This window comes from Streptomyces sp. NTD91, assembly GCF_059510455.1.
The window spans coordinates 1-25,079 of record NZ_JCAJZW010000071.1; the positions used below are offsets into that span (position 1 = coordinate 1).

General features: G+C 75.8%; 3 protein-coding genes. All 3 read left to right on the forward strand.

The genetic code is table 11. The annotated features are described in order from the left end of the window. Window positions 1-3,881, forward strand: a 3,881-nt coding sequence (locus tag AC5WRT_RS36955; RefSeq protein ID WP_496098533.1) for an SDR family NAD(P)-dependent oxidoreductase, incomplete at its 5' end; no start/stop codon positions are given. Window positions 3,882-3,926: 45 nt separating this feature from the next. Beyond that, complete coding sequence (locus AC5WRT_RS36960) at window positions 3,927-19,739, forward strand: type I polyketide synthase (RefSeq protein ID WP_496101028.1); 15,813 nt, start codon at window positions 3,927-3,929, stop codon at window positions 19,737-19,739. A 403-nt stretch (window positions 19,740-20,142) separates the two neighbouring features. Then, the coding region (locus tag AC5WRT_RS36965; RefSeq protein WP_496101029.1) for a type I polyketide synthase at window positions 20,143-25,079 on the forward strand (4,937 nt) is incomplete at its 3' end.

The window sequence follows — 25,079 nt, forward strand, 5'->3', positions numbered from 1 at the left end:
CGAACCTCACCGGCGTCACCCTCGGCGACCTCGGTTCGGCGGGCGTCGGCTCGGCCGAACACCCGTTGCTGGGAGCCGCCGTACGCGTGGCCGGCAGCGAGGAGGCGCTGTTCACCGGGCGGCTGTCGCTGCGTACGCACCCCTGGCTGCGCGACCACGCGGTCACCGGCACCGTTCTCTTCCCGGGCACCGGCTTCCTCGAACTCGCCCTGTGCGCGGCCGGGCAGCTCGGCTACGACCGGGTGGAGGAGCTGACGATCGCAGCCCCGCTGGTCGTGCACGAGCGCACCGGGCAGCTGGTGCAGGTCCGGGTCGGCGCACCGGACGACGCCGAAACCCGCACGCTGGAGATCCACTCTCGGGCCGAGGACGCCCTCGACACCGACCCCTGGACGCTGAACGCCGGCGGTTCCCTCGTCGTCGGCCCGTCGTCCGCCGCCCCCGGCGCGGCCGACCTGACCGCCTGGCCCCCGCCGAACGCCGAACCCGTCTCCGTGGACGACTTCTACGACCGCTTCGCCGAGGCCGGATTCGCCTACGGTACGGTCTTCCGCGGTCTGCGCGCCGTCTGGCGGCGCGGCGAGGAGGTCTTCGCCGAGGTCGGCCTGCCCGACGACCACGAGCGGCTCGCGGGCGACTTCGGCATCCACCCGGCGCTGCTGGACTCCGCCCTGCACGCGATGATGTTCGTGTCGCTGGCGGAGGCCGGGCAGGGACGGCTGCCGTTCTCCTGGAGCGGCGTGTCGCTGCGGGCGTCCGGCGCCCGGGCCCTGCGTGTGCGCATGGTGCAGGCCGGACCGGAGGCCGTCGCCCTGCAACTGGCCGACCCGGCGGGTGGCGCCGTCGCCTCCGTCGAGTCGCTGCTGCTGCGCCAGGTCTCCGGCGACCTCGCCGCCCGCGCCGGTTCCGACGCCCACCGCGCGAGCCTCTTCCAGGTCGACTGGACCAAGCTCACCGCGCCCGAGACCACGGCCGTCACGGCAGCGGTGATCGGTGGCGCGGACCTCCTGCCCGGCGCGGCCGTCCACCCGGCGCTGGAGACGCTACCCGCTCAAGTCCCGGCGACGGTGCTGTTCCCCGTGTCGGCCGCGCGAGCCGCAGCCGCCGATGCGTCGGAAGCGGTCCGGGCCGCCACCGGCCAGGTTCTGGACGCCGTACGCGCCTGGCTCGACGACGACCGCTTCGAAAGCTCCCGCCTGGTCGTGGTCACCGAGGGCGCCGTCGCCCTCGAGGCCGTGCCCGACGCCGCGCTCGCCGCCGTGTGGGGCCTGGTCCGGGCCGCCCGCGCCGAGGCGCCGGGCCGGTTCGCGCTGCTGGACACCGACGGCACCGACGCCTCCCGCACCGCCCTGGCAGCCGCCCTGGCCTGCGGCGAGCCGGAAGTCGCCCTGCGTGACGGCGACCTGTACGCCCCGCGCCTCGGCCGCGTCCCGGTGGGCGGCGGGCTTCCGCTCCCGGTGGGCGAGCCGGCCTGGCATCTCGACAGCGTCGAGAAGGGCACCCTGGACAACCTCGCCCTGCTTCCGTTTCCCGCGGCCGCTGCAGAATTGACGCACGGTCAGGTGCGGATCGCCGTGCGCGCGGCGGGCCTGAACTTCCGCGACGTCCTCAACGCGCTCGGCATGTACCCAGGAGAGGCGGGGCCGCTCGGCGGCGAGGGCGCCGGTGTGGTGACCGAGGTCGGGCCCGGTGTCACCGGGTTGGCCGTGGGCGACCGCGTGATGGGCATGTTCCCGGGCACCTTCGGACCGGTCGCCGTCGCGGACGCCCGGACGCTGATCCGGATTCCGGCGGGCTGGTCCTTCGCGCAGGCGGCGTCCGTGCCGATTGTGTTCCTCACGGCATACTACGCGCTCACGGACCTCGGCTCCGTGCAGGCCGGTGAGCGGGTGCTCGTGCACGCGGCGGCCGGTGGTGTGGGCATGGCCGCCACCCAGCTGGCCCGCCACCTGGGCGCCGAGGTGTTCGGCACGGCGAGCGCCGGCAAGTGGGGCACCCTGCGTGAACTCGGCCTGGACGACGAGCACATCGCGTCCTCCCGCGACACCGGCTTCGAAGCGGCGTTCCTCGCCGCGACCGGCGGTGACGGTGTGGACGTCGTACTGGACTCGCTGGTCGGTGAGTTCGTGCACGCCTCGCTGCGGCTGCTGCCGCGCGGTGGCCGATTCCTGGAGATGGGCAAGACCGACGTCCGCGACCCCGAAGCGGTGGCCTCCGAGCACGCCGGGGTGCTGTACCGGGCGTTCGACCTGTGGGAGGCGGGTCCGGAGCGGATCGGGCAGATGCTCGCCGATCTGGTGGAGCTGTTCGAGGCGGGTGCGCTCAAGCCGCTTCCGCTGACCTGCTGGGACGTGCGCCAGGCCCCGGACGCCTTCCGTCACCTCTCCCAGGCCCGCCATGTCGGAAAGGTGGTTCTCACCGTGCCCGCCCCGCTCGACCCGCAGGGCACGGTCCTCGTGACCGGCGGCACCGGTGGTCTGGGTGCGCTGGTCGCCCGGCACCTGGTCAGCGAGCACGGCGTACGGCACCTGCTGCTGGCCAGCCGTCGCGGCGCCGATGCGCCCGACGCGGGTGAACTCGTCGCGGAACTCCGTGAGTGGGGCGCGCAGGTCGAGGTGGCCGCCGTAGACGCGGCCGATCGCGACCAGCTGGCCGCCATGCTGCGGACGGTGCCCGCCGCGCACCCGCTGACGGCGGTTGTCCACGCAGCGGGCGTCGTCGACGACGGCGTGGTCTCCGCGCTCACGCCGGACCGACTGGTCGGCGTCCTGAGGCCGAAGGCCGACGCGGTGACCCACCTGCACGAGCTGACCCGCGAAGCGGACCTGGCGGCGTTTGTGACGTTCTCCTCCGTCGCCGGCACGTTCGGCAGCGCCGGTCAGGCCAACTACGCGGCGGCGAACGCCTTCCTCGACGCCTTCGCCGCCGGCCGCCGCGCCGCCGGTCTGCCCGCCGTGTCCCTCGCGTGGGGCGCCTGGGCACCCGGCACCGGCATGACGGCCGAGCTGTCCGAGGCGGACCTGCGGCGCATGGCCCGGGGCGGCATGCGGCCGCTCAGCGCCGAACAGGGCCTGCGACTGCTGGACGGGGCGGGCCTGGCGACCATGACGGCCCCCGCGCACCGGGCGCTGCTGCTGCCGGTGGACCTCGACCTGAAGGCGCTGCGCGCCCACGCCCACGAGGTACCGCCGCTGCTGCGCGGCCTGGTCCGTGCGCCCGCACGCAAGGCGGCCGACGCGGCGGCCGGCGCGCACGCCGAGCCGCAGGACCTCGGCGCCCGGCTGGCCGCGCTCGCCCCAGCCGACCGGGAGCAGTACCTGGTCGACCTGGTGTGCGCGCAGGCGGCGGCCACGCTCGGCCACGCCTCGGCCGACGAGATCGAACCGGAGCAGGCGTTCAAGGAACTCGGCTTCGACTCGCTCACCGCGGTGGAACTGCGCAACCGGCTCAATGCGGCCACGCGGCTGCGGCTCCCGGCCACGCTGGTGTTCGACCACCCGACACCGACGGTGCTGGCCGGTCATCTGCTGGAGCGGATCGCCCTGCCGGAGGCGCCCTCCGGCACACAGCGGGCCGACGGCCCGGCTGCCGCAGCGACCACCGCGGCACCGCTGCTGGCCGAACTCGACCGGCTCGAGGCCGCGTTCGCCGCCGCCGCGATCGGCGGCGACGACCACGCGACGATCACTTCCCGGCTGCAGCGGCTGACGGCGAAGTGGCAGGAACTCGCAACGAAGGGCAGCGGTGCCGGACACGACAACGGCACCGGCTCCGGGCCGTCCGGAGCGGCACTCGCCGAGGTCGACGACGGAGAACTCGACTCCGTGGAGACGGCGGACGAGCTGTTCGACCTCATCGACAAAGAACTCGGGATGTCGTGATCAGCCGCGGGAAACCGTTGGCATCGGCTCAGGGATGTGGCGTTGGTGGCTGAAGACGACAAGATGGACGAAAAGTACGTCGAGTACCTCAAGCGGCTGACCGCGGAGCTGCGGCAGACCCGCCGGCAGCTGCGCGAGGCGGAGACACGGGACCGGGACCCGATCGCGATCGTCGCGATGAGCTGCCGCTACCCCGGCGGCGTGGACGGCCCGGAGGAGCTGTGGCGGCTCGTCGCGGAGGGCGGTGACGCCGTCTCCGGTTTCCCCGCCGACCGCGGCTGGGACGTGGAGACGGGCTACGACCCCGACCCCGACACCGACAACCCGGGCACCTTCTACGCGCTCGGCGGCGGCTTCCTGCACGAGGCGTCGAGGTTCGACGCCGACTTCTTCGGGATCTCCCCGCGCGAGGCCCTCGCGATGGACCCGCAGCAGCGACTGCTGCTGGAGATCTCCTGGGAGGTGTTCGAACGGGCCGGGATCGACCCCGGCTCGGTGCGCGGCAGCAACACCGGCGTCTTCGTCGGCGCCGCGACCTCCGGGTACGGCGCGGGGGTCAGCGAGTTCCCCGAAGGCGTGCAGGGCCTGCTGCTGGCCGGCAACGCCACCTCGGTCGCCTCCGGCCGCATCGCCTACACCCTCGGCCTTGAGGGACCCACCGTCACGGTCGACACGGCGTGCTCGTCCTCGCTGGTCGCACTGCACTGGGCGTGCCAGGCGCTGCGCCGCGGCGAGTGCGGCATGGCCCTCGCGGGCGGCGTCGCGGTGATGGCGACCCCCGCGATGTTCTATGAGTTCAGCCGCCAGCGCGGCCTCGCCCCCGACGGCCGCTGCAAGGCGTTCTCCGACGACGCCGACGGCACCGGCTGGGCCGAGGGCGCCGGCATGCTCCTGGTGGAGCGGCTGTCCGACGCCCGCAGGCTCGGCCACCCCGTGCTCGCCGTCGTACGCGGCACCGCCATCAACTCCGACGGCGCCTCCAACGGCCTCACCGCGCCCAACGGCCCCGCCCAGCAGCGGGTGATCAGGGCCGCGCTGTCCGCCGCCGGCCTGGTCCCCGCCGACGTCGACGCCGTCGACGCGCACGGCACCGGCACCTCCCTCGGTGACCCCATCGAGGCGCAGGCCCTCATCGCCACCTACGGGCAGGATCGCGAACAGCCGCTCTGGCTGGGGTCGTTGAAGTCGAACCTTGGGCACACCCAGTCCGCGGCCGGCGTCGGCAGCATCATCAAGATGGTCCAGGCGATGCGGCACGGGATGCTGCCGCGCACCCTGCACGTCTCCGAGCCTTCCCGGCACGTCGACTGGTCGGCGGGAGCCGTGCGCCTGCTCACCGAACCGGTCGACTGGCCGCGCTCGGACCGGCCGCGCCGCGCCGGTGTGTCCTCGTTCGGCATCAGCGGCACCAACGCCCACGCCGTCATCGAGGCCGCCCCGGCCCCCGCCGACGACACCGCCGCGGCCGCCCCCGACACAGCGCCGCGCGAGCTGTCCGCCGTGCCCTGGCCGGTGTCCGCGCGCAGCGAGGCCGCCCTGCGCGCCCAGGCCGCCCGGCTCCTCGAACGGCTGCGCCACGACCCCGAACCGCCGCGCCCGCTGGACGTGGGCCACGCCCTCGCCACCACCCGCGCCGCCCTGGAACACCGGGCGGTCGTCCTCACCACCGGCCACGACGACGCCGTACGGGAACTGACCGCGCTCGCCGCGGGGGAGCCCGGCACCGCCACCGTCCGTGGCCGCACCGCGCGCGGCGCCACCGCCTTTCTCTTCGCCGGGCAGGGCTCGCAGCGCCCCGGCATGGGCCGCGAACTGTACGACACGCACCCCGAGTTCGCCGCCGCGTTCGACGCCGTCGACGCCGAACTCCCCTTCGACCTCAAGGCAGTCGTCTTCGGCGACGACGCGGAGCTGCTGAACCGCACCGAGTACGCCCAGCCGGCCCTGTTCGCCCTCGAAGTGGCCCTGTTCCGGCAGCTGGAGGCGTGGGGCCTCACCCCGAAGTTCCTGCTCGGGCACTCCGTGGGCGAGCTGGCCGCCGCCCATGTCGCGGGCGTGTGGTCCCTCGCCGACGCCTGCAAGCTGGTCGCCGCCCGCGGCCGCCTCATGCAGGCCCTGCCCGACGGCGGCGCGATGGCCGCCCTCCGGGCCACCGAGGAGGAGGTGCTGCCGCTCCTCGGCGACAACGGCCGGGTCGGCATCGCCGCCGTCAACGGGCCGCGCTCCGTGGTGGTCTCCGGCGCGGCCGACGCCGTCGAGGAGATCGCCGCGCACTTCCGCACCCAGGACCGCCAGGTCACTCCCCTGCATGTCAGCCACGCCTTCCACTCGCCGCTCATGGAGCCGATGCTCACCGCGTTCCGCGAGGTCGCCGAGAGCGTCGCCTACCACCCGCCGCGGCTGACGATCGTCTCCGGCACGACCGGCGAGACCGCCCGCCCGGCCGGCCTGTGCACGCCCGAGTACTGGGTGCGGCACGTCCGCGAGGCGGTCCGGTTCGCCGACGGCGTACGGCTGCTGGAGAAGCGCCGCGTCACCCGGTTCGTGGAGCTGGGCCCCGACGGCACGCTCACCGCGCTGACCCGCGCCTGCCTGGACGGCGAGGGCCTGACGGCCGTATCCGCCCTGCGCAAGGAGCGGCCGGAGCCGGTCGCCCTCATGGCCGCCGTCGCCGACGCCTTCGCCCACGGTGCGTCCGTCGACTGGCAGGCCGTCTTCGCGGGCACCGGCGCACGGGCCGTGGATCTGCCGACGTACGCGTTCCGCCGCGCCCGCTACTGGCTGGAGCCCCCGGCGGGCACCCCCGCCACCGAGGAAGGAGAGCGCGGCCAGGACACCGGCTTCTGGTCGGCGGTGGAACAGGAGGACGTCGCCGCCCTCGCCGACACCCTGGAGGTCGACGAGGGGCTGCTGCGGCCGCTCCTGCCCGCCCTGTCGACGTGGTGGCGCGGACGCCGCGAACGCGGACGCGTCGACCGGCTGCGCTACCGCATCGCCTGGCAGCCCCTCGACCCCGCCCCGGACACCCCCCTCACCGGCAGCTGGCTGCTCGTCGCGCCCGAGGACGCGGCCGACGACGACCTCACCCGCACCGTCCGTGACGCCCTCACGGCCCGCGGCGCCGAACCGGTGCCGTTCGCCTTCACGGCGGGGGAGGAGCGCGCGGCGCTCGCCGCCCGCCTCGCGGACACCGGCACGCCGGCGGGCGTCCTCGTCCTGCCCGGCACCGCCGCCGACGACGGCCCGGCCGCCCTCGCCCTGCGCGCCGTACGGCTCGTGCAGGCGCTCGGCGACGCCCGGGTGGCCGCACCGCTGTGGCTGGCCACCCGCGGCGCCGTCGCGACCGCCCGCTCCGACGCCGCGCCCGACCCGGCGCAGGCCGCGCTGTGGGGCCTGGGCAGGGTCGCCGCCCTGGAACTCGGCGACCGCTTCGGCGGCCTCGTCGACCTGCCCCCGAACGTCGACCGGCGCGCCGCCGCACGGCTCGTGTCCGTCCTGGCCTGCGCGGACGAGGACCAGGTCGCCGTGCGCGCCTCCGGGGTCCTCGCCCGCCGCCTGCGCCACGCCGACGACGCCGACGTGCCCCGCACCGACGCCGGCACGCCTCGCGGCGGAGTCAGCTGGCGGCCGCGCGGCACCGTCCTGATCACCGGCGGCACCGGAGCGCTCGGCGCCCGGATCGCCCACTGGGCTGCCGAACAGGGCGCCGACCACCTCGTCCTGACCGGACGCCGGGGCCCCGACGCGCCCGGCGCCGCCGAGCTCACGGCCCGGCTCACCGCGCTCGGCGCCCGCGTCACCGTCGAGGCGTGCGACGTCTCCGACCGAGCCGCCGTCGAGGACCTGCTGTCCCGGCACACCGTCGACGCCGTCGTCCACGTGGCCGGCGTCACCGACAGCGTGCCGCTCGCCGACGTCGACGACGACCGGTTCCGCGGCGTGCTCGCCGCCAAGGCCCAGGGCGCCGCCCACCTCGACGCCGTACTGCGCGCCCACGGCGACCGGCCGCTCGACGCGTTCGTGCTGTTCTCCTCCATCGCCGGCGTGTGGGGCAGCGGCGGCCAGAGCGCCTACGCCGCCGCCAACGCCTTTCTCGACGCGCTCGCCGAACAGCGGCGCGCCCGCGGGGCCACCGCCCTCTCCGTGGCCTGGGGCCCCTGGGGCGGAGGCGGCATGGCCGCCCAGGACGGCGCCGAGGAGTACCTGCGCCGGCGCGGCCTCGCCGCCCTGGACCCCGGCACCGCGCTCGCCGCGCTGCGCCGCGTGCTGGAACAGGACGCCACCGGGCAGGTCGTCGCGGACGTCGACTGGGCCCGGTTCACCCCCGGCTTCACCAGCACCCGCCCCAGCCCCCTGCTCACCGGTGTCCCCGAAGCCGTCGACGCCCCGCGCTCGGGGCCGACGGCCGCCGGCCACGGCCAGGCGGGCAGCGCCCTGCGCGAACGCCTGACGGGCCGCACACCCGCCGAACGCACCCGCGCACTGCTGGAACTGGTCCGCACCCGCGCCGCCGCCGTCCTCGGCCACGCCGACGCCGCGCTGCTGGAGACCCGGCGCGCCTTCCGTGACGCGGGCTTCGACTCGCTGACCGCAGTGGAACTGCGCAACTGCCTCACCACCGAGACGGGCCTCGCGCTGCCCGCCACGCTCGTCTTCGACCACCCCACGCCCGTCGACCTCGCCGCCCACCTGCACGACGAACTCTTCGGGGATGCCACCGACCCCGCCCGCGACGGCCTGCCCGCCGTGTCCGGCGCCGACCTCACCGGCGACGACCCGATCGTCATCGTCGGCATGGGCTGCCGCCTCCCCGGCGGCATCGCCGGCCCCGGCGAGCTGTGGGAACTGGTGGCCGGCGCCGGGGAGGCCATCAGCGAGTTCCCCACCGACCGCGGCTGGGACCTCGACGCCCTCTACCACCCCGAACCCGGACGCCCCGGCACCAGCTACTGCCGGCACGGCGGATTCCTCACCGGCGTCGGCGACTTCGACCCCGGCTTCTTCGGCATCTCCCCGCGCGAGGCCCTGGCGACGGACCCGCAGCAGCGGCTGCTGCTGGAGATCTCCTGGGAGGCCCTCGAGCGCGCCGCCATCGCTCCGGACGCCCTGCGCGGCTCCCGCACCGGCGTGTTCATGGGCTCCAACGGCCAGGACTATCCCGCGCTGCTGCTGAGCACCCCCGACGCCGGCGACGGCTTCCTCGGCACCGGCAACGCCGCCGCCGTGGTCTCCGGCCGCATCGCCTACGTCCTCGGCCTCGAAGGCCCCACCCTCACCGTCGACACCGCCTGCTCGTCCTCCCTCGTCGCGCTCCACCTCGCCGTGCGGTCCCTGCGCTCAGGCGAGTGCGACCTGGCCCTCGCGGGCGGCGTCACCGTGATGTCCACCCCTGGCGCCTTCATCGAGTTCAGCCGCCAGCGCGGCCTCGCCGCCGACGGCCGCTGCAAGGCGTTCTCCGACGACGCCGACGGCACCGGCTGGGCCGAGGGCGCCGGCGTGCTCGTCGTCGAGCGCCTGTCCGACGCCCGCCGCAACGGGCACCCGGTGCTCGCGGTCGTCGCCGGCTCCGCCGTCAACCAGGACGGCGCGTCCAACGGCCTCACCGCGCCCAACGGCCCCTCCCAGCAGCGTGTCATCCGCGCCGCGCTGGCCGACGCCGGGCTCACCCCGGCCGACGTCGACGCCGTCGAGGCGCACGGCACCGGCACGGCCCTCGGCGACCCCATCGAGGCCCAGGCCCTCCTCGCGACCTACGGCCAGGACCGCGAACAGCCGCTCCACCTCGGCTCGTTGAAGTCGAACATCGGGCACACCCAGGCCGCCGCGGGCGTCGCCGGCATCATCAAGACGGTCGAGGCGATGCGCCACGGCGTCCTGCCGCCCACCCTGCACGCCGAACAGCCGTCCTCCCACGTCGACTGGTCCACCGGCGCCGTGCAACTGCTCACCGAGAGCCGCCCGTGGACCGCCGGCGACCGGCCGCGCCGCGCCGGCATCTCCGCCTTCGGCGTCTCCGGCACCAACGCCCACGTCATCGTGGAGGACCCGCCCACAGTCGAACAGCCGCAGGAGTCCGGTGAGCCGCAGGAGTCCGGTGAGCCGCAGGAGTCCGGACGGCGGCAGGAGTCCGTGGAGCGGCAAGGCACCGTGCCGACTACGACACCCACCGCGGCCGGCACCAACCCGCTACCCTGGGTGATCTCCGGCGCCTCCGCCGACGCCCTGCGCGATCAGGCCACATGCCTGCTCGCGCACACCGAGGCACGGCCCGAGCTCGCCGCCGCCGACATCGGCCTGTCCCTCGCCACCACCCGCACCGCGCACGAACACCGCGCCGTCGTCCTCGGCGCCGACCGCGACACACTCCGGGCGGCCCTGGCCTCCCTGATCGCCGACGAGCCCACCACGGACGTCGTCGTCGGCCGCGCGCACCCCGAAGGCCGCACCGCGTTCCTCTTCGCGGGCCAGGGCTCCCAACGCTCCACGATGGGACGGGAGTTGTACGAGACGTACCCGGCCTTCGCGGACGCCTTCGACGCGGCCTGCGCGCACTTCGACACGGAACTGCCCCGCCCGTTGCGGGAGATCGTGTTCGTCGAGGACCAGGAGACCCTGAACCGCACGGAGTACGCCCAGCCCGCGCTGTTCGCTCTCGAAGTGGCCCTGTTCCGGTTGCTGGAGTCGTGGGGCGTACGCCCGGACGTGCTCGCCGGTCATTCGATCGGTGAGATCGCGGCCGCACACGTGGCCGGAGTGTGGTCGCTGGCCGACGCCTGCCGTCTCGTCGCGGCGCGTGGCCGGTTGATGCAGGCCCTGCCTGCGGGCGGCGCGATGGTCGCCGTACAGGCGTCGGAGGAGGAGGTGCTGCCGCTGCTGGAAGACGACGAACGGGTGGGCATCGCCGCCGTCAACGGCCCGCGTGCGGTCGTCGTCGCGGGTGCCGCCGAGGCCGTGGACGAGGCGGCGGCGCACTTCCGGGCGCAGGGCCGCAAGGTCACCGCCCTGCGCGTCGGTCACGCGTTCCACTCGCCGCTGATGGAGCCGATGCTCGCCGACTTCCGGGCGGTCGCCGAGGAACTGTCGTACGAGCGACCCCAGTGGGAGATCGTCTCCACGCTGACCGGCCAGAGCGCCGACCCCGAGGACCTGATGTCCCCGGAGCACTGGGTGCGGCACGTCCGGCAGGCGGTCCGCTTCGCCGACGCCGTGCACGCCCTGCACACCGACGGCGTCACCCGGTTCCTCGAACTCGGCCCCGACGGCACCCTCACCGCACTCGTCCACGCCTCGCTCACGGACGGAGAACCGGTCGCGGTCCCCGCCCTGCGCGCCGACCGCCCCGAGGCCCACGCGCTGCTCACCGCGACCGCCACCCTCCACACCCAGGGCGCCGACGTCGACTGGGCCGCGCTGCTGCCCGCCGCACGCACCGTCGAACTGCCCACCTACGCCTTCCAGCACAGCCGCTACTGGCCGCGCCCGGGCGGCGCCCACCCGGACGACCTGCGCTCCGCCGGACTGTCCGCCGCCGGGCACCCGCTGCTCGGCGCCGCCGTCACCCTCGCGGACAGCGGCACGGCCGTCCTCACCGGACGGCTCTCCACCCGGCTCCAGCCGTGGCTGGCCGAACACGTGGTCTCCGGTTCGGTCCTGCTGCCCGGCACCGCTTTCCTGGAACTCGCCCTCCACGCCGCCGACCGCGTCGGCTGCGCCACGGTGGAGGAACTCACCCTGCACACCCCGCTGGTGCTGCCCGAGCAGGGAGCCGCCCAGCTCCAGGTCACCGTGGGCGCCCCCGACCCCACCGGACGACGCGACATCGGCGTCCACGCACGTCCCGCCGACGACGCCGACGACGAGCCGTGGACGCAGCACGCGACCGGCACCCTGCGGCCGGAGCCCGCCGACCCGGCCCCCGCCGCCGACACCCGCCCGCCCACCGACGCCACCGGCGTCCCCACCGACGGGCTCTACGACCAACTGGGCGGCACGGGGCTGACGTACGGCCCGCTGTTCCGCGGGCTCACCGCCGTACGGCAGCACGGCGACGCCCTCTTCGCCGAGGCGGCCCTGCCCGCCGAGGCGGCCGGCGACGCACGCAGCTACGGCATCCACCCCGCCCTGCTGGACTCGCTCCTGCACGCCCTCGGCACCGCACCCGCGAGCACCGACGGCGAGGCCGGGCCGGCCGGCCCGGGCCTGCCGTTCTCCTGGGAGGGCGTCACCCTGCACGCCACCGGGGCGGCAGGCCTGCACGCCCGGCTGCGCCGCACCGGCCCGGGATCGGTCGCCCTCGATCTCACCGACCCGACCGGCGCCCCCGTCGCCACCGTCACCTCCCTCACCCTGCGCCCGCTCACGGCAACCCCCGGCGCCCCGGTCGGCACCGGCCACGCGGACCTCCTCCACCGCGTCGACTGGACCCCGCTGCGCACCGAGCAGGCTCCAGCGCGCGAGGGAGACGGCTTCCCGACGACCCCGGCGGACGTGCCCACCTCCCTGCCCGAGCACGCCGTCGGGGCCGGAGCGGACGTCCTGGTCCGCGTCGTACGCCCCGAGGGGGACCCGGCGTCGGCGGCCCACGCCGCCACGGCGGCCACCCTGGAGCTGATCCGCACCTGGCTGGCGGAGGAGCGCTACGAGGGCGCCCGGCTGGTGGTCGTCACCGAGGGCGCCGTCGCGCTGGACGCCGGCCCGCCCGATCCCGCGCTCGCCGCGGTGTGGGGCCTGGTGCGGGCCGCCCGCGCCGAGCACCCCGGACGGTTCGCCCTGGCCGACGTCGACGCCGCCCCCGAGTCGTGGACGGCGCTCGCGGCAGCCCTCGCCTGCGACGAGGCCGAGACAGCCGTGCGTGCGGGAGTCGCCCACACCCCGCGCCTCGCCCGCGCCGGCACCGACCACGAACTGCCCGTCCCGGCCGGTGCGTCGGCCTGGCGGCTCGACATCGCCGAGAAGGGCACCCTGGAAGGGCTGGCTCTCAGGCCCGTCGACGCGCCGTCGGAGTTGGCGGAGGGGCAGGTCCGGATCGCGGTGCGCGCGGCGGGCGTCAACTTCCGTGACGTCCTCAACGCGCTCGACATGTACCCGGGGGACGCGAGGGACTTCGGTCTCGAAGGCGCCGGTGTGGTGACGGAGATCGGTCCGGGAGTCACCGGGCTTGCCGTCGGCGACAGCGTGATGGGTCTCTTCCCCGGCTCCTTCGGCCCGGTCGCCGTCGCGGACGCCCGGACCGTCGCCCGCATTCCGGCGGGCTGGACCTTCGCACAGGCCGCCTCCGTGCCGATCGTGTTCCTGACCGCGTACTTCGCGCTGACCGATCTCGGAGCCGTCCGGCCCGGTGAGCGGGTGCTCGTACATGCCTCCGCCGGTGGTGTCGGTATGGCCGCCACCCAGCTCGCCCGGCACTTGGGCGCGGAGGTGTTCGGCACGGCGAGCGCGGGCAAGTGGGAGACCCTGTGCGAACTCGGCCTGGACGACCGGCACATCGCGTCCTCCCGCGACACCGGGTTCGAGGCTGCGTTTCTCGCGGCCACCGACGGCGAGGGCGTGGACGTCGTCCTGGACTCGCTGGCCGGTGAGTTCGTGGACGCCTCGCTGCGGCTGCTGCCGCGTGGTGGACGTTTCCTGGAGATGGGCAAGACCGACGTCCGCGACGCCGAGACCGTCGGGAACGACCATCCGGGCGTCGTCTACCGGGCGTTCGACCTCTGGGACGCGGGCCCCGACCGGATCGGGCGGATGCTGGCCGACCTGGTGGAGCTGTTCGAGGCCGGTGCGCTGAAGCCGCTCCCCGTCACCTGCTGGGACGTGCGCCGCGCCCCGGACGCCTTCCGGTACCTGTCCCAGGCGCGCCACATCGGCAAGGTGGTCCTCACGGTTCCCGCGCCGCTCGACCCCGAGGGAGCGGTCCTCGTCACGGGTGGCACGGGCGGTCTGGGCGCGCTGGTCGCCCGGCACCTGGTCACCGAGCACGGCGTACGACACCTGCTGCTGGTCGGCCGCCGTGGCGCCGACGCCCCCGGCGCAGTAGAACTCGCCGCCCACCTGGAAGAGTTGGGTGCCCAGGTCCGGGTGGCCGCCGTGGACGTGGCCGACCGCGACCAACTCTCCGCCGTTCTCGGTGCGATCCCGGCCCAGCACCCCCTGACGGCGGTCGTCCACACCGCCGGCGTCCTGGACGACGGCGTGGTCTCCGCGCTCTCCCCCGACCGGCTCGCGCACGTGCTGCGACCCAAGGCCGACGCCGTAACCCACCTGCACGAGCTGACCCGCGACGCGGACCTGGCGGCGTTCGTGGTGTTCTCCTCCGTCGCCGGGACCTTCGGCGGCGCCGGTCAGGCCAACTACGCGGCGGCGAACGCCTTCCTGGACGCCTTCGCCGTCACCCGCCGCACGGCCGGCCTGCCCGCCATGTCCCTGGCCTGGGGACCCTGGGCGCCCGGCAGCGGCATGACAGCGGAACTCTCCGAGGCCGACCTGCGGCGCATGTCGCGCGGCGGCATGGTGCCGCTCATCCCGGAACAGGGCCTCGGCGCCCTCGACGCGGCCTGGCGGCGCACCGAGGCGGCGCTGGTGCCGATCGCGCTGGACCGGCGCGTGCTGCGGGACCGGCAGGCCGCCGCGGCGCTGCCCGCCATGCTGCGGGGGCTCGCCGTCGCGCCGGCCCGGCGCACGGTGTCCGCCGCGGGTGACGGCGACGCGGCCCAGAGCTTCCGGGCGCGGCTCGCCGGCCTCGCGGACGCGGAGCGCGCGACGGCCGTGCTGGACCTCGTGCGCACCCAGACCGCGCTGGTGCTCGGGCACGCGAGCGCGGACGCGGTGGAGCCGGGCCGGGACTTCCGCGGTCTCGGCATCGACTCGCTGACCGCCGTCGAACTGCGCAACCGGCTCAACGCCGCGACCGGGCTGCGCCTGGCGGCCACCCTGGTGTTCGACTACCCGTCGCCGCAGGCCCTCGCCCGCCACATCGGCGGCGAACTCCTCGGCGACACCGCGCCCGCCACGGGGACCGCCCAGGGCGCCGCGTCCCGGACCGTTCGCGACGCGGCCGACGACGACGCACGCATCGCCGTCGTCGGCATCGGCTGCCGCTTCCCCGGCGGGGTGCGCAGCCCCGAGGAGTTCTGGCAGCTCCTCGCCGACGGGGTCGACGCGATCGGCGCGCCGCCCGCGGACCGCGGCTGGCAGGCCGACGGCATCGAGGGCGGATTCCTGTACGACGCCGGCGAGTTCGACCCGGACTTCTTCGGGATCTCCCCGCGCGAGGCCCTCGCGACGGACCCGCAGCAGCGGCTGCTGCTGGAGATCTCCTGGGAGGCGCTGGAGCGCGCCGGGATCGATCCGCGGTCGCTGCACGGATCGCGCACCGGTGTGTTCGTCGGCACCAACTACCAGGGCTACGGGTCGGCCGCGCACGCCGTCCCGGAGGATTCCCGGGGCCAGTTGCTCACCGGGCACGCCGCGAGCGTCGCCTCCGGCCGGGTCGCCTACGTGCTCGGCCTGGAGGGGCCCGCGGTGACCGTGGACACCGCCTGCTCGTCCTCCCTGGTCGCGCTGCACCTCGCCGCGCAGTCCCTGCGGTCCGGCGAGTGCGACCTCGCCCTGGCCGGCGGCGTGACGGTGATGGCGACGCCGGGCGCGTTCGCCGACTTCGACCGGCAGGGCGGCCTCGCCGGCGACCACCGCTGCAAGGCGTTCTCCGACGACGCCGACGGCACCGGCTGGGGCGAGGGCGCCGGCATCCTGCTGCTGGAGCGGCTGTCCGACGCCCACCGCAACGGGCACCCCGTCCTCGCCGTGGTCCGGGGCAGCGCCGTCAACTCGGACGGCGCGTCCAACGGGCTCACCGCCCCCAACGGGCCCTCCCAGCAGCGGGTCGTCCGGGCCGCGCTGGAGGCGGGCGGACTCGCCCCGGCCGACGTCGACGCGGTGGAGGCGCACGGCACCGGCACCAAGCTCGGCGACCCCATCGAGGCGCAGGCCCTGCTCGCGACCTACGGGCAGGACCGCGAACAGCCTCTGTGGCTCGGCTCGGTGAAGTCCAACATCGGCCACACGCAGGCCGCCGCCGGCGTCGCCGGCGTCATCAAGACGGTCCTGGCGATGCGGCACGGGATGCTGCCGCGCACCCTCCACCTGTCCCGCCCGACCACCCACGTCGACTGGACGGCCGGCCGCATCGAACTGCTCGCCGAGGCGCAGCCCTGGCCACGCGCCGGCCGCCCGCGCCGGGCCGCCGTGTCGTCGTTCGGCATCAGCGGCACCAACGCCCACGTCGTCCTCGAGGAGGGCCTCCCCGAAAGCCCGGCCGAGCACGACTCGCAAGACGCCGGCACGCCCGGTGTCCTCGCCTGGCCGCTCAGCGGCCGTACCCCCGCCGCCCTGCGCGGGCAGGCCGAACGGCTGCGTGCCCACGTCGCCGCCCGCCCCGGCCTGGACCCGGCGGACGTCGCCCACTCGCTCGCCACCGGCCGGGCGGTGTTCGAGCACCGGGCCGTCGTGGTCGGCGCCGACCGGGACGAACTGCTCGCCGGGCTCGCCGCCGTCGGCCGCGGCGAGGACCCCGCGGGCGTCGTCCGCGGCCGTGCGGGCGCGTCGGGCCGTACCGCCTTCCTGTTCAGCGGGCAGGGCTCGCAGCGCCCCGGCATGGGCCGCGAACTCCTCGAGAGCTTCCCGGTGTACGCCGACGCCTTCCACCGGGTCTGCGAGGCGTTCACCCCGCACCTGGCGGTGCCGCTGGCCGACGTGGTCCTCGCCGAGGAGGGCACCAGGCTCGCCCGGCTGCTCGACCGCACCGCCTACACCCAGCCCGCCCTGTTCGCCGTCCACGTCGCCCTGTACGAGTTGGTCCGCTCCTGGGGCGTCACCCCGGACGCCCTCATGGGCCACTCCATCGGCGAACTGTCCGCCGCGCACGTGGCCGGTGTGCTGTCCCTGCCGGACGCCTGCGCGCTCGTCGCCGCCCGCGGACGGCTCATGGACGCGCTGCCCGAGGGCGGCGCCATGGCCGCCGTCGAGGCCGCCGAGGACGAGGTGCGCGAACTCCTCGGCGAGCGCTCCGACATCGCCGCCGTCAACGGGCCCCGCGCGGTCGTCGTGTCCGGCGACGAGGACGCCGTGTCGGACATCGCCGGTCATTTCGCCGGACTGGGCCGAAAGACTAGGCGTTTGCGGGTCAGCCATGCGTTTCACTCAGCGCATATGGACGCGATGCTTGCGGAGCTCGAGAAGGTCGCGCGGAGCGCGCGCTACGCCGCGCCCGCGATCCCGATCGTCTCCAACGTGACGGGCGAACGGGCCGACGAGGTCCAACTCGCCTCGCCGGACCACTGGGTGCGGCACGTACGGGGCACCGTGCGCTTCGCCGACGGGGTGCGCACCCTGCGGCAGGACGGCGTCGGCGCCTTCGTCGAACTCGGCCCCGACGGCTCGCTGACCGCGCTCACCCTCGACATCCTCCAGGACACCGGCGCAGACGACCCGGAGCGGCAGCTGCTCGCCGTGCCGGTGCTGCGCCGCGGCCGGCCCGAACCGATCACCGCCCTGCTGGCAGCCGGCGCGCTGCACGTACGCGGCCTCGCCGCCGCGCCGACCGGCCCGACCGGCCCGGCCCGCACGGTCGAACTGCCGACGTACGCCTTCCAGCGCAGCCGCTTCTGGCCGGACGCCGCCACCCCGGCGACCGCCCCTGCGAGCGGCGGCGCGGACGGGGTGGACGAGGAGTTCTGGGCCGCCGTCGAACGCGGCGACCTCGGCGAACTCACCGACCGGCCCGGCCTCGACGCCGACTCCCCGATCGGCGAGCTGCTGCCCGCGCTCGCGTGCTGGCGGCGCCGGCGTCGCGAACGCTCCGCCCTCGACGCCGGCGCCTACACGGTGACCTGGCGTCCCGTGCCGGACGGCACCCCGCCGGTCCTGTCGGGCACGTGGCTGCTCGCGGTGCCCGCCTCCCGCGCCGGCGACCCGTGGGGCGACGCGCTGGCCGACGCCCTGACCGCGCACGGCGCGCACCCCGTGCCGCTCGTCGTGGACTGCGCTCTCACCGACCGCGCCGCCCTCGCCGAACAGCTGCGCAAGCTGCCCGAACACGACTTCCTGCAGGGCGTGCTGTCGCTGCTGGCCCTCGACGAGTCGCAGCCCGTCGGCGACGGGGACACCGCCACCCCGGCCGGTCTCGCCGCGCTGCTCGCCCTCACCCAGGCACTGGGCGACCTGGAGATCGGCGCACCCCTGTGGTGCGCCACCTCCGGCGCCGTGGCCACCGGGAACCGCGAAGGTCCGGCCTCGCCCGCGCAGGCCGCCGCCTGGGGCCTCGGCCGGGTCGCCGCGCTGGAGAACCCGCAGCGCTGGGGCGGCCTCGTCGACCTGCCCGCCGAACCCGACGGCCGCACCGCCGAACGGCTCGCCGCGGTGCTGTCCGGCGCCACCGGCGAGGACCAGGTCGCCGTACGCGCCACCGGGATCCTCGCCCGGCGCCTCGTCCACGTCCAGCCCTTCGCCGGCGGCGCGGGAACGTGGGACTGCGCCGGACAGACCGTGCTCGTCACCGGCGGCACCGGCGCCCTCGGCGCCCGCGTCGCCCGCCGGCTCGCCGAGCGCGGCGCACGGCGCCTGCTGCTCGTCGGCCGCCGCGGACCCGACGCCGAGGGCGCACAGGAACTGCGCGACGAACTCGCCGCCACCGGCGCCGAGGTGACCCTCGCCGCCTGCGACACCGCCGACGCCGACGCGCTCGCCGCCCTGCTGGCCGAGCACCCGGTCGACGCCGTGGTGCACGCCGCCGGGGTCCTCGACGACGGGCTGCTCCAGTCGCTCACCCCCGAACGCCTGGAATCGGTGCTGCGGCCCAAGCTCGCCGCCGCCCGCAACCTCGACCGGCTGACCCGCGACCGCGAGCTGTCCGCGTTCGTGCTGTTCTCGTCGTTCGCGGCCACCGTCGGCTCGGCCGGCCAGGCCAACTACGCCGCCGCCAACGCCTTCCTCGACGCGCTCGCCGCCCGGCGCCGCGCCGACGGCCTGCCCGCCACCTCGGTCGCCTGGGGCCCGTGGGCCGGCGGCGGCATGGCGGCCGGCGGCGCCGACGCCGAGGCCCGGCTGCGCGCCGGGGGAGTCGTCCCGCTCGACCCGGACCTCGCGCTCGCCGCGCTGGACCGGGCCGTCACCGGCCCCGAGGCCGCCCTGACCGTGGCCGACCTCGACTGGGAGCGCTTCGTCCCCGGCTTCACCGCCGTACGGCCCGCCCCGCTGCTCGCCGACCTGCCCGAGGCGCAGGCGCTGTCGCGTCAGCCGTCGCAGCACGGCGGCGTGGACGACGCGACGGGCGGTCAGCTGCGCACCCGGCTCGCCGGACGGCCCGAGACCGAACAGGGGCGCCTCCTGCTGCAGTTGGTCCGCGGGCACGTCGCCACCGTCCTCGGACACGGCTCGGCCGACGCCGTCGACCCCGACCGCGCCTTCACCGAGCTGGGCCTCGACTCGCTGATGGCGGTCGAGCTGCGCAACCGGCTCGGCGTCGCCGCCGGGCTCCAGCTGCCCGCCACGCTCCTGTTCGACCAGCCCACCCCGCGCGTCCTCGCCCGCCACCTGCGGTCCCTGACCGGCTCAGAGGACGGCGGCGTGCCCGCCCTGGACGCCCTCGACCAGCTGGAGGCCGCCCTCGGCCGGCTCGCCGAGGACGACGCGCAGCGCGGCCGGATCGCCTCCCGCCTGCTCGCCCTCGCCGCCCGCTGGAACGGTGAGGGCGACACCCCGACCGCAGAGCGGACCCAGGACGGCGCGGGCGACATGCACGAACGCATCGAGTCCGCGGGCGCGGAGGAGATCTTCGCCCTCATCGACAACGACCTCGGCATCTCATGAGCGCACCCTTCAGGCGGCCCGGCGCGACCGGCAGCGCCCCCGGCACCCCACCGCGCCGCACGGACGCGCCTAGGGCGTGTTTCGAAAGTGGCGTCGTCCGCCCGGAGGGCGGGGTCCGCGGCGTCTGGTGCGGTGCATCGCAAGGCGGAGGGTCGTCCTCGTACCGGGCGTACGTGGACGGTCCCGACAACGCGGCGAGGTGCCGTGCCAGGCGTCGCGGACCAGACGGGACTTTCGAAACACGTCCTAGGCCCACGGGAACCCGTCGTACGGCACCGGGCGCCCACCGCGCCCCGGCCGCGCCCGGCCGTACGGCCACGGCCGCCGCGCGCCCGGCGGCGGTCACGGCCCGCCGCACGTCCACCACCACGACCGACACGACCTTCCAGGTGGGTGAGTACGCGTGAACGAGCAGGAAAAGCTCCTCAGCTACCTCAAGAAGGTCACCGGTGACCTGCACGAGACGCGCAGGCGGCTGCGCGAGGCCGAGTCCGCGTCCCGGGAACCCGTCGCCATCGTCGCCATGAGCTGCCGCTTCCCCGGCGGCGCCGACACACCGGAGGAGTTCTGGCGGCTTGTGGACTACGGGACGGACACGGTCACGGAGTGGCCCACCGACCGCGGCTGGAACCTCGCCGACCACTACGACCCCGAGCCCGGCCGCCCCGGCCGGACGTACAGCACCCGCGGCGGTGCCCTCGTCGGCGCCGGCGCCTTCGACGCCTCCTTCTTCGGGATCTCGCCGCGCGAGGCGATGGCCATGGACCCGCAGCAGCGGCTCCTGCTGGAGATCTCCTGGGAGGCGTTCGAGCGGGCCGGGATCGACCCGACGAGCCTGCGCGGCTCCCGCACGGGCGTCTTCGCCGGCACCAACGGCCAGGACTACCCGGCGCTGCTGCTCGCCTCCCAGGAGAGCCTGGAAGGACACGTCGGCACCGGCAACGCCGCGAGCGTCGTCTCCGGCCGCATCTCCTACACCCTCGGCCTGGAGGGCCCCGCCGTCACCGTCGACACCGCGTGCTCCTCCTCCCTGGTCGCCCTGCACCTGGCCGTGCGGGCGCTGCGCGCGCGGGAGTGCGACCTGGCGCTGGCCGGCGGCGTCACCGTGATGTCGACGCCCGGCCTGTTCCTGGAGTTCAGCAGGCAGCGCGGCCTCGCCCCCGACGGCCGCTGCAAGGCGTTCGCCGACGCGGCCGACGGCACCGGCTGGGCCGAGGGCGCGGGCATGCTGCTCGTGGAACGGCTCGCCGACGCCCGCAGGCTCGGCCACCCCGTGCTCGCCGTGGTCCGCGGCAGCGCCGTCAACCAGGACGGCGCCTCCAACGGCCTGACCGCGCCCAACGGCCCCTCCCAGCAGCGCGTCATCTGGCAGGCCCTCGCCGACGCGCGGCTGTCCGCCGCCGACGTCGACGCCGTCGAGGCGCACGGCACCGGGACGACGCTCGGCGACCCCATCGAGGCGCAGGCCCTGCTCGCCACCTACGGCCAGGACCGCGAACAGCCCTTGTGGCTCGGCTCCGTGAAGTCGAACATCGGGCACACCCAGGCCGCCGCCGGTGTCGCCGGCGTCATGAAGATGGTACTTGCGATGCAGCACGGCACGCTGCCCCGCACTCTCCACGTCGACCGGCCCACCAGCCACGTCGACTGGAGCGCGGGCCGCGTCGAACTGCTCACCGAGCCCCGCCCCTGGCCCGCGGCCGACCGCCCCCGCACCGCGGGCGTCTCCTCCTTCGGCGTCAGCGGCACCAACGCCCACGTCATCCTGGAACAGCCTGCGCAGGCCGATTCCCCCGCGCCGCCCACCGGCGCCGACTCAGACGGCCCCCGCCTGCCGCGGCCCACCCTCCCGTACGTCGTCTCCGCCCGCAGCGCCGCCGCGCTGCGCGCCCAGGCCGCCGCCCTGCACGCCCGGCTGCGTGCCGACGCCGGCACCCCCGACGCCCCACCCCCGCACGACGTGGCCTGGTCGCTGGCCGCCACCCGCGCCGCCTTCGAACACCGCGCGGTGGTCCTCGCCGACGACCGCACGGAACTGCTGCGCGGCCTGGAGGCCGTGGCCGCCGGCGCCCCTGCGGCCGGGCTGGTGCGCGGCATCGCCGACGTCGACGGCCGCACCGTGTTCGTCTTCCCCGGCCAGGGCCCCCAGTGGCCCGGCATGGCCACCGAACTCCTCGACGCCGACCCCGAGTTCCGCACGCACTTCACCGCCTGCGCGAGCGCCGTCGAGGCCTACGTCGACTGGTCCGCGGAAGCCGTCCTGCGCGGCGCGGACGGCGCGCCCGCCCTGGACCGCGTCGACGTCGTCCAGCCCCTGCTGTTCGTGACGATGGTGTCGCTGGCGCGGCTGTGGCAGTCCCGCGGAGTGCACCCCGACGCGGTCGTCGGGCACAGCCAGGGCGAGATCGCCGCCGCCTGCGTCGCCGGAGCCCTCACCCTGGACGACGCCGCCCGCGTCGTCGTCCTGCGCAGCCGGGCCGTCACCGCGCTCGCCGGACGCGGCGGCATGGCCTCCGTGCTGCTGCCCGTCGCCGACATCGAGGCCCACCTCGCCCGCTGGGACGGCCGGATCTCGGTCGCCGCCGTCAACGGACCCGCCTCCGTCGTCGTCTCCGGCGACGCCGACGCCGTACGCGACCTGGTCGCCCACCTCACCGCCGCCGACACGCAGGCCCGGCAGATCCCCGTCGACTACGCCTCCCACTCCGCGCAGGTCGAGGAGATCCGCGAGCGGCTGCTGACCGACCTCGCCCCCGTGCGCCCGCAGGCCGCGCAGGTGCCCTTCTTCTCCACCGTCACCTGCGACTGGCTCGACACCGAACGCCTCGACGCCGCCTACTGGTACGACAACCTGCGCCACACCGTCCGCTTCGCCGACGCCGTGCGCGCCCTCGCCGCCCAGGACGTGCGGGCGTTCGTCGAGTCCAGCCCGCACCCCGTGCTCACCGCCGCCGTCAGCGACACCCTCGACGACGACGGCCGCACCGGCACCGTCGTCACCGGCACCCTGCGCCGCGGCGAGGGCGGCCCGCGCCGCTTCCTCACCTCCCTCGCCGAGCTGACCGTACGCGGCGGCGCACGCGTCGACTGGGCCGCCCTCATCGGCGCCGGCACCCGCGTCGACCTGCCCACCTACGCCTTCCAGCACCGCACCTACTGGCCCACCGCGCCCGCCGCCACCGCCCACCCGGGCACCGACCTCGACGCACGGTTCTGGCAGACCGTCGAGAACGGCGGGACCGCACCGCTGGCCGCCGCCCTCCGCCTCGACGAGGACACCCTCGCCAACGTCCTGCCCGCGCTGAGCGACTACCGCAGGCGCAGCCGCGAGACCGCCACCGTCGACGGCTGGCGCTACCGCGTCACCTGGAAGCCCCTGCCCGCGCCCCCGGCGCCCGTCCTCACCGGCACCTGGCTCGTCGCCGTACCCGCCGCCCACCAGGACCCCGGCCACCCCGGCCACGCCCGTACGACCGCCGTCACCGACGCGCTAGCCCGCGCCGGCGCCACCCCTGTCACCGTCCCCGTCGCGGCCGGCGACGACCGCGCCCGCATCGCCGGCCTCCTGCGCGCCACCGGCGAGGACCAGCCGCACGCCGTGCTGTCGCTGCTCGCCCTCGACGACACCGAGCACGAGGGCCTGCCCGGCCTGCCCCGCGGCTTCTCCTCGACCGTCGCCCTGGTCCAGGCCCTTGACGACCTCGGCCAGGAGGCACCCGTCTGGTTCGCCACCTGCGGCGCCGTCGCCACCGGCACCACGGAGACCGTGGACACGCCGGAGCAGGCCCTCGTGTGGGGCTTCGGCCGGGTCGTCGCCCTCGAACAGCCCCAGCGGTGGGGCGGGTTGATCGACCTGCCCGCCGACCTCGACGCCGCTGCCGCCGACCGGTTCACCGCCGCCCTCGCCGGCATCGGCCACGAGGACCAGCTCGCCGTCCGCGCCACCGGCCTGCTCGCCCGCCGCCTCACCCGCGCCGCCACCGGCGGCCTCGGCGTGCAGCGCCAATGGACCCCCACCGGCACCCTCCTCGTCACCGGAGGCACCGGCGCCCTCGGCCGTCAGGTCGCCCGCCGACTCGCCCGCCAGGGCGCCCCCGGACTGCTGCTGCTCAGCCGCACCGGCCCCGACGCCCCCGGCGCGGCCGAACTGCGCGCCGAACTCACCGCACTGGGCGCCGGACACGTCGACATCGTCGCCTGTGACATCGCGGACCGCGACCAACTCGCCGCCGCCCTCGCCGCCGTCCCCGCCGAACGACCCCTCACAGCCGTCTTCCACACCGCCGCCGTCCTGCGCGACGGCGTCGTCACCACCCTCACTCCCGAGCAACTCGCCGACGTCCTACGGGTCAAGGCCGGTGGCGCCCGCAACCTCGACGCCCTCACCGCCCACCTCGACCTGGCCGCGTTCGTCCTGTTCTCCTCCACCGCAGGCACCATCGGCGCCCCCGGCCACGCCAACTACGCACCCGGCAACGCCCTCCTCGACGCCCTCGCCCAGCGGCGCCGCGCCCGCGGCCTGCCCGCCACCGCCATCGCCTGGGGCCCCTGGGCCGACGGCGGCATGGCCGAGGGCTCCGTCGGCGAACGCCTCCAACGGCACGGCGTACGCCCCATGAACCCCGAACCGGCCCTCACTTCACTACAGTTGGCCCTCGACCACGACGACACCACGGTCGCCGTCACCGACATCGACTGGGACCTGTTCGCCCACGCCTACACCACATCCCGCCCCCGCCCCTTCATCGACGACCTGCCCGACGCCCAGCGCGCCCTGACCGCCCGGCCCGACGCCCACGAGCCGCACGCCGCAGCCCACGCCGACACCCCCGGCGCCGACGACCTGGCCCGGCAGCTCGCCGCGCTCCCCGAACCCGAACAACGCGCCGCCTTCGAGGAACTCGTCCGCGCCCACGTCGCCGTCGTCCTCAACCACACAGGCCCCCAGGACGTCGAACCCACCCGTTCCTTCCGGGAACTCGGCTTCGACTCCCTCACCGCCGTCGAACTGCGCAACGCACTCAGCGGCTCCCTCGGCCGCCCCCTGCCCACCACCCTCGTCTTCGACTACCCGACCCCCGCCGCCCTCGCCGACCACCTCCGCGCCACCGTCGCCCCGGCCGCCGCCACCGGCCACGCCACCGCGCCGCCCGCCCCCCGCGCCACCGACGACGACCCGATCGTGATCACCGCGATGAGCTGCCGCTTCCCCGGTGGCGCCGACTCCCCGGAGGAGTTCTGGCGGCTGCTCGCCGACGGCGCCGACGCCATCACCTCATGGCCCGACGACCGCGGCTGGGACCTCGACCACCTTCACGACCACGAGCACGGCGTCCCCGA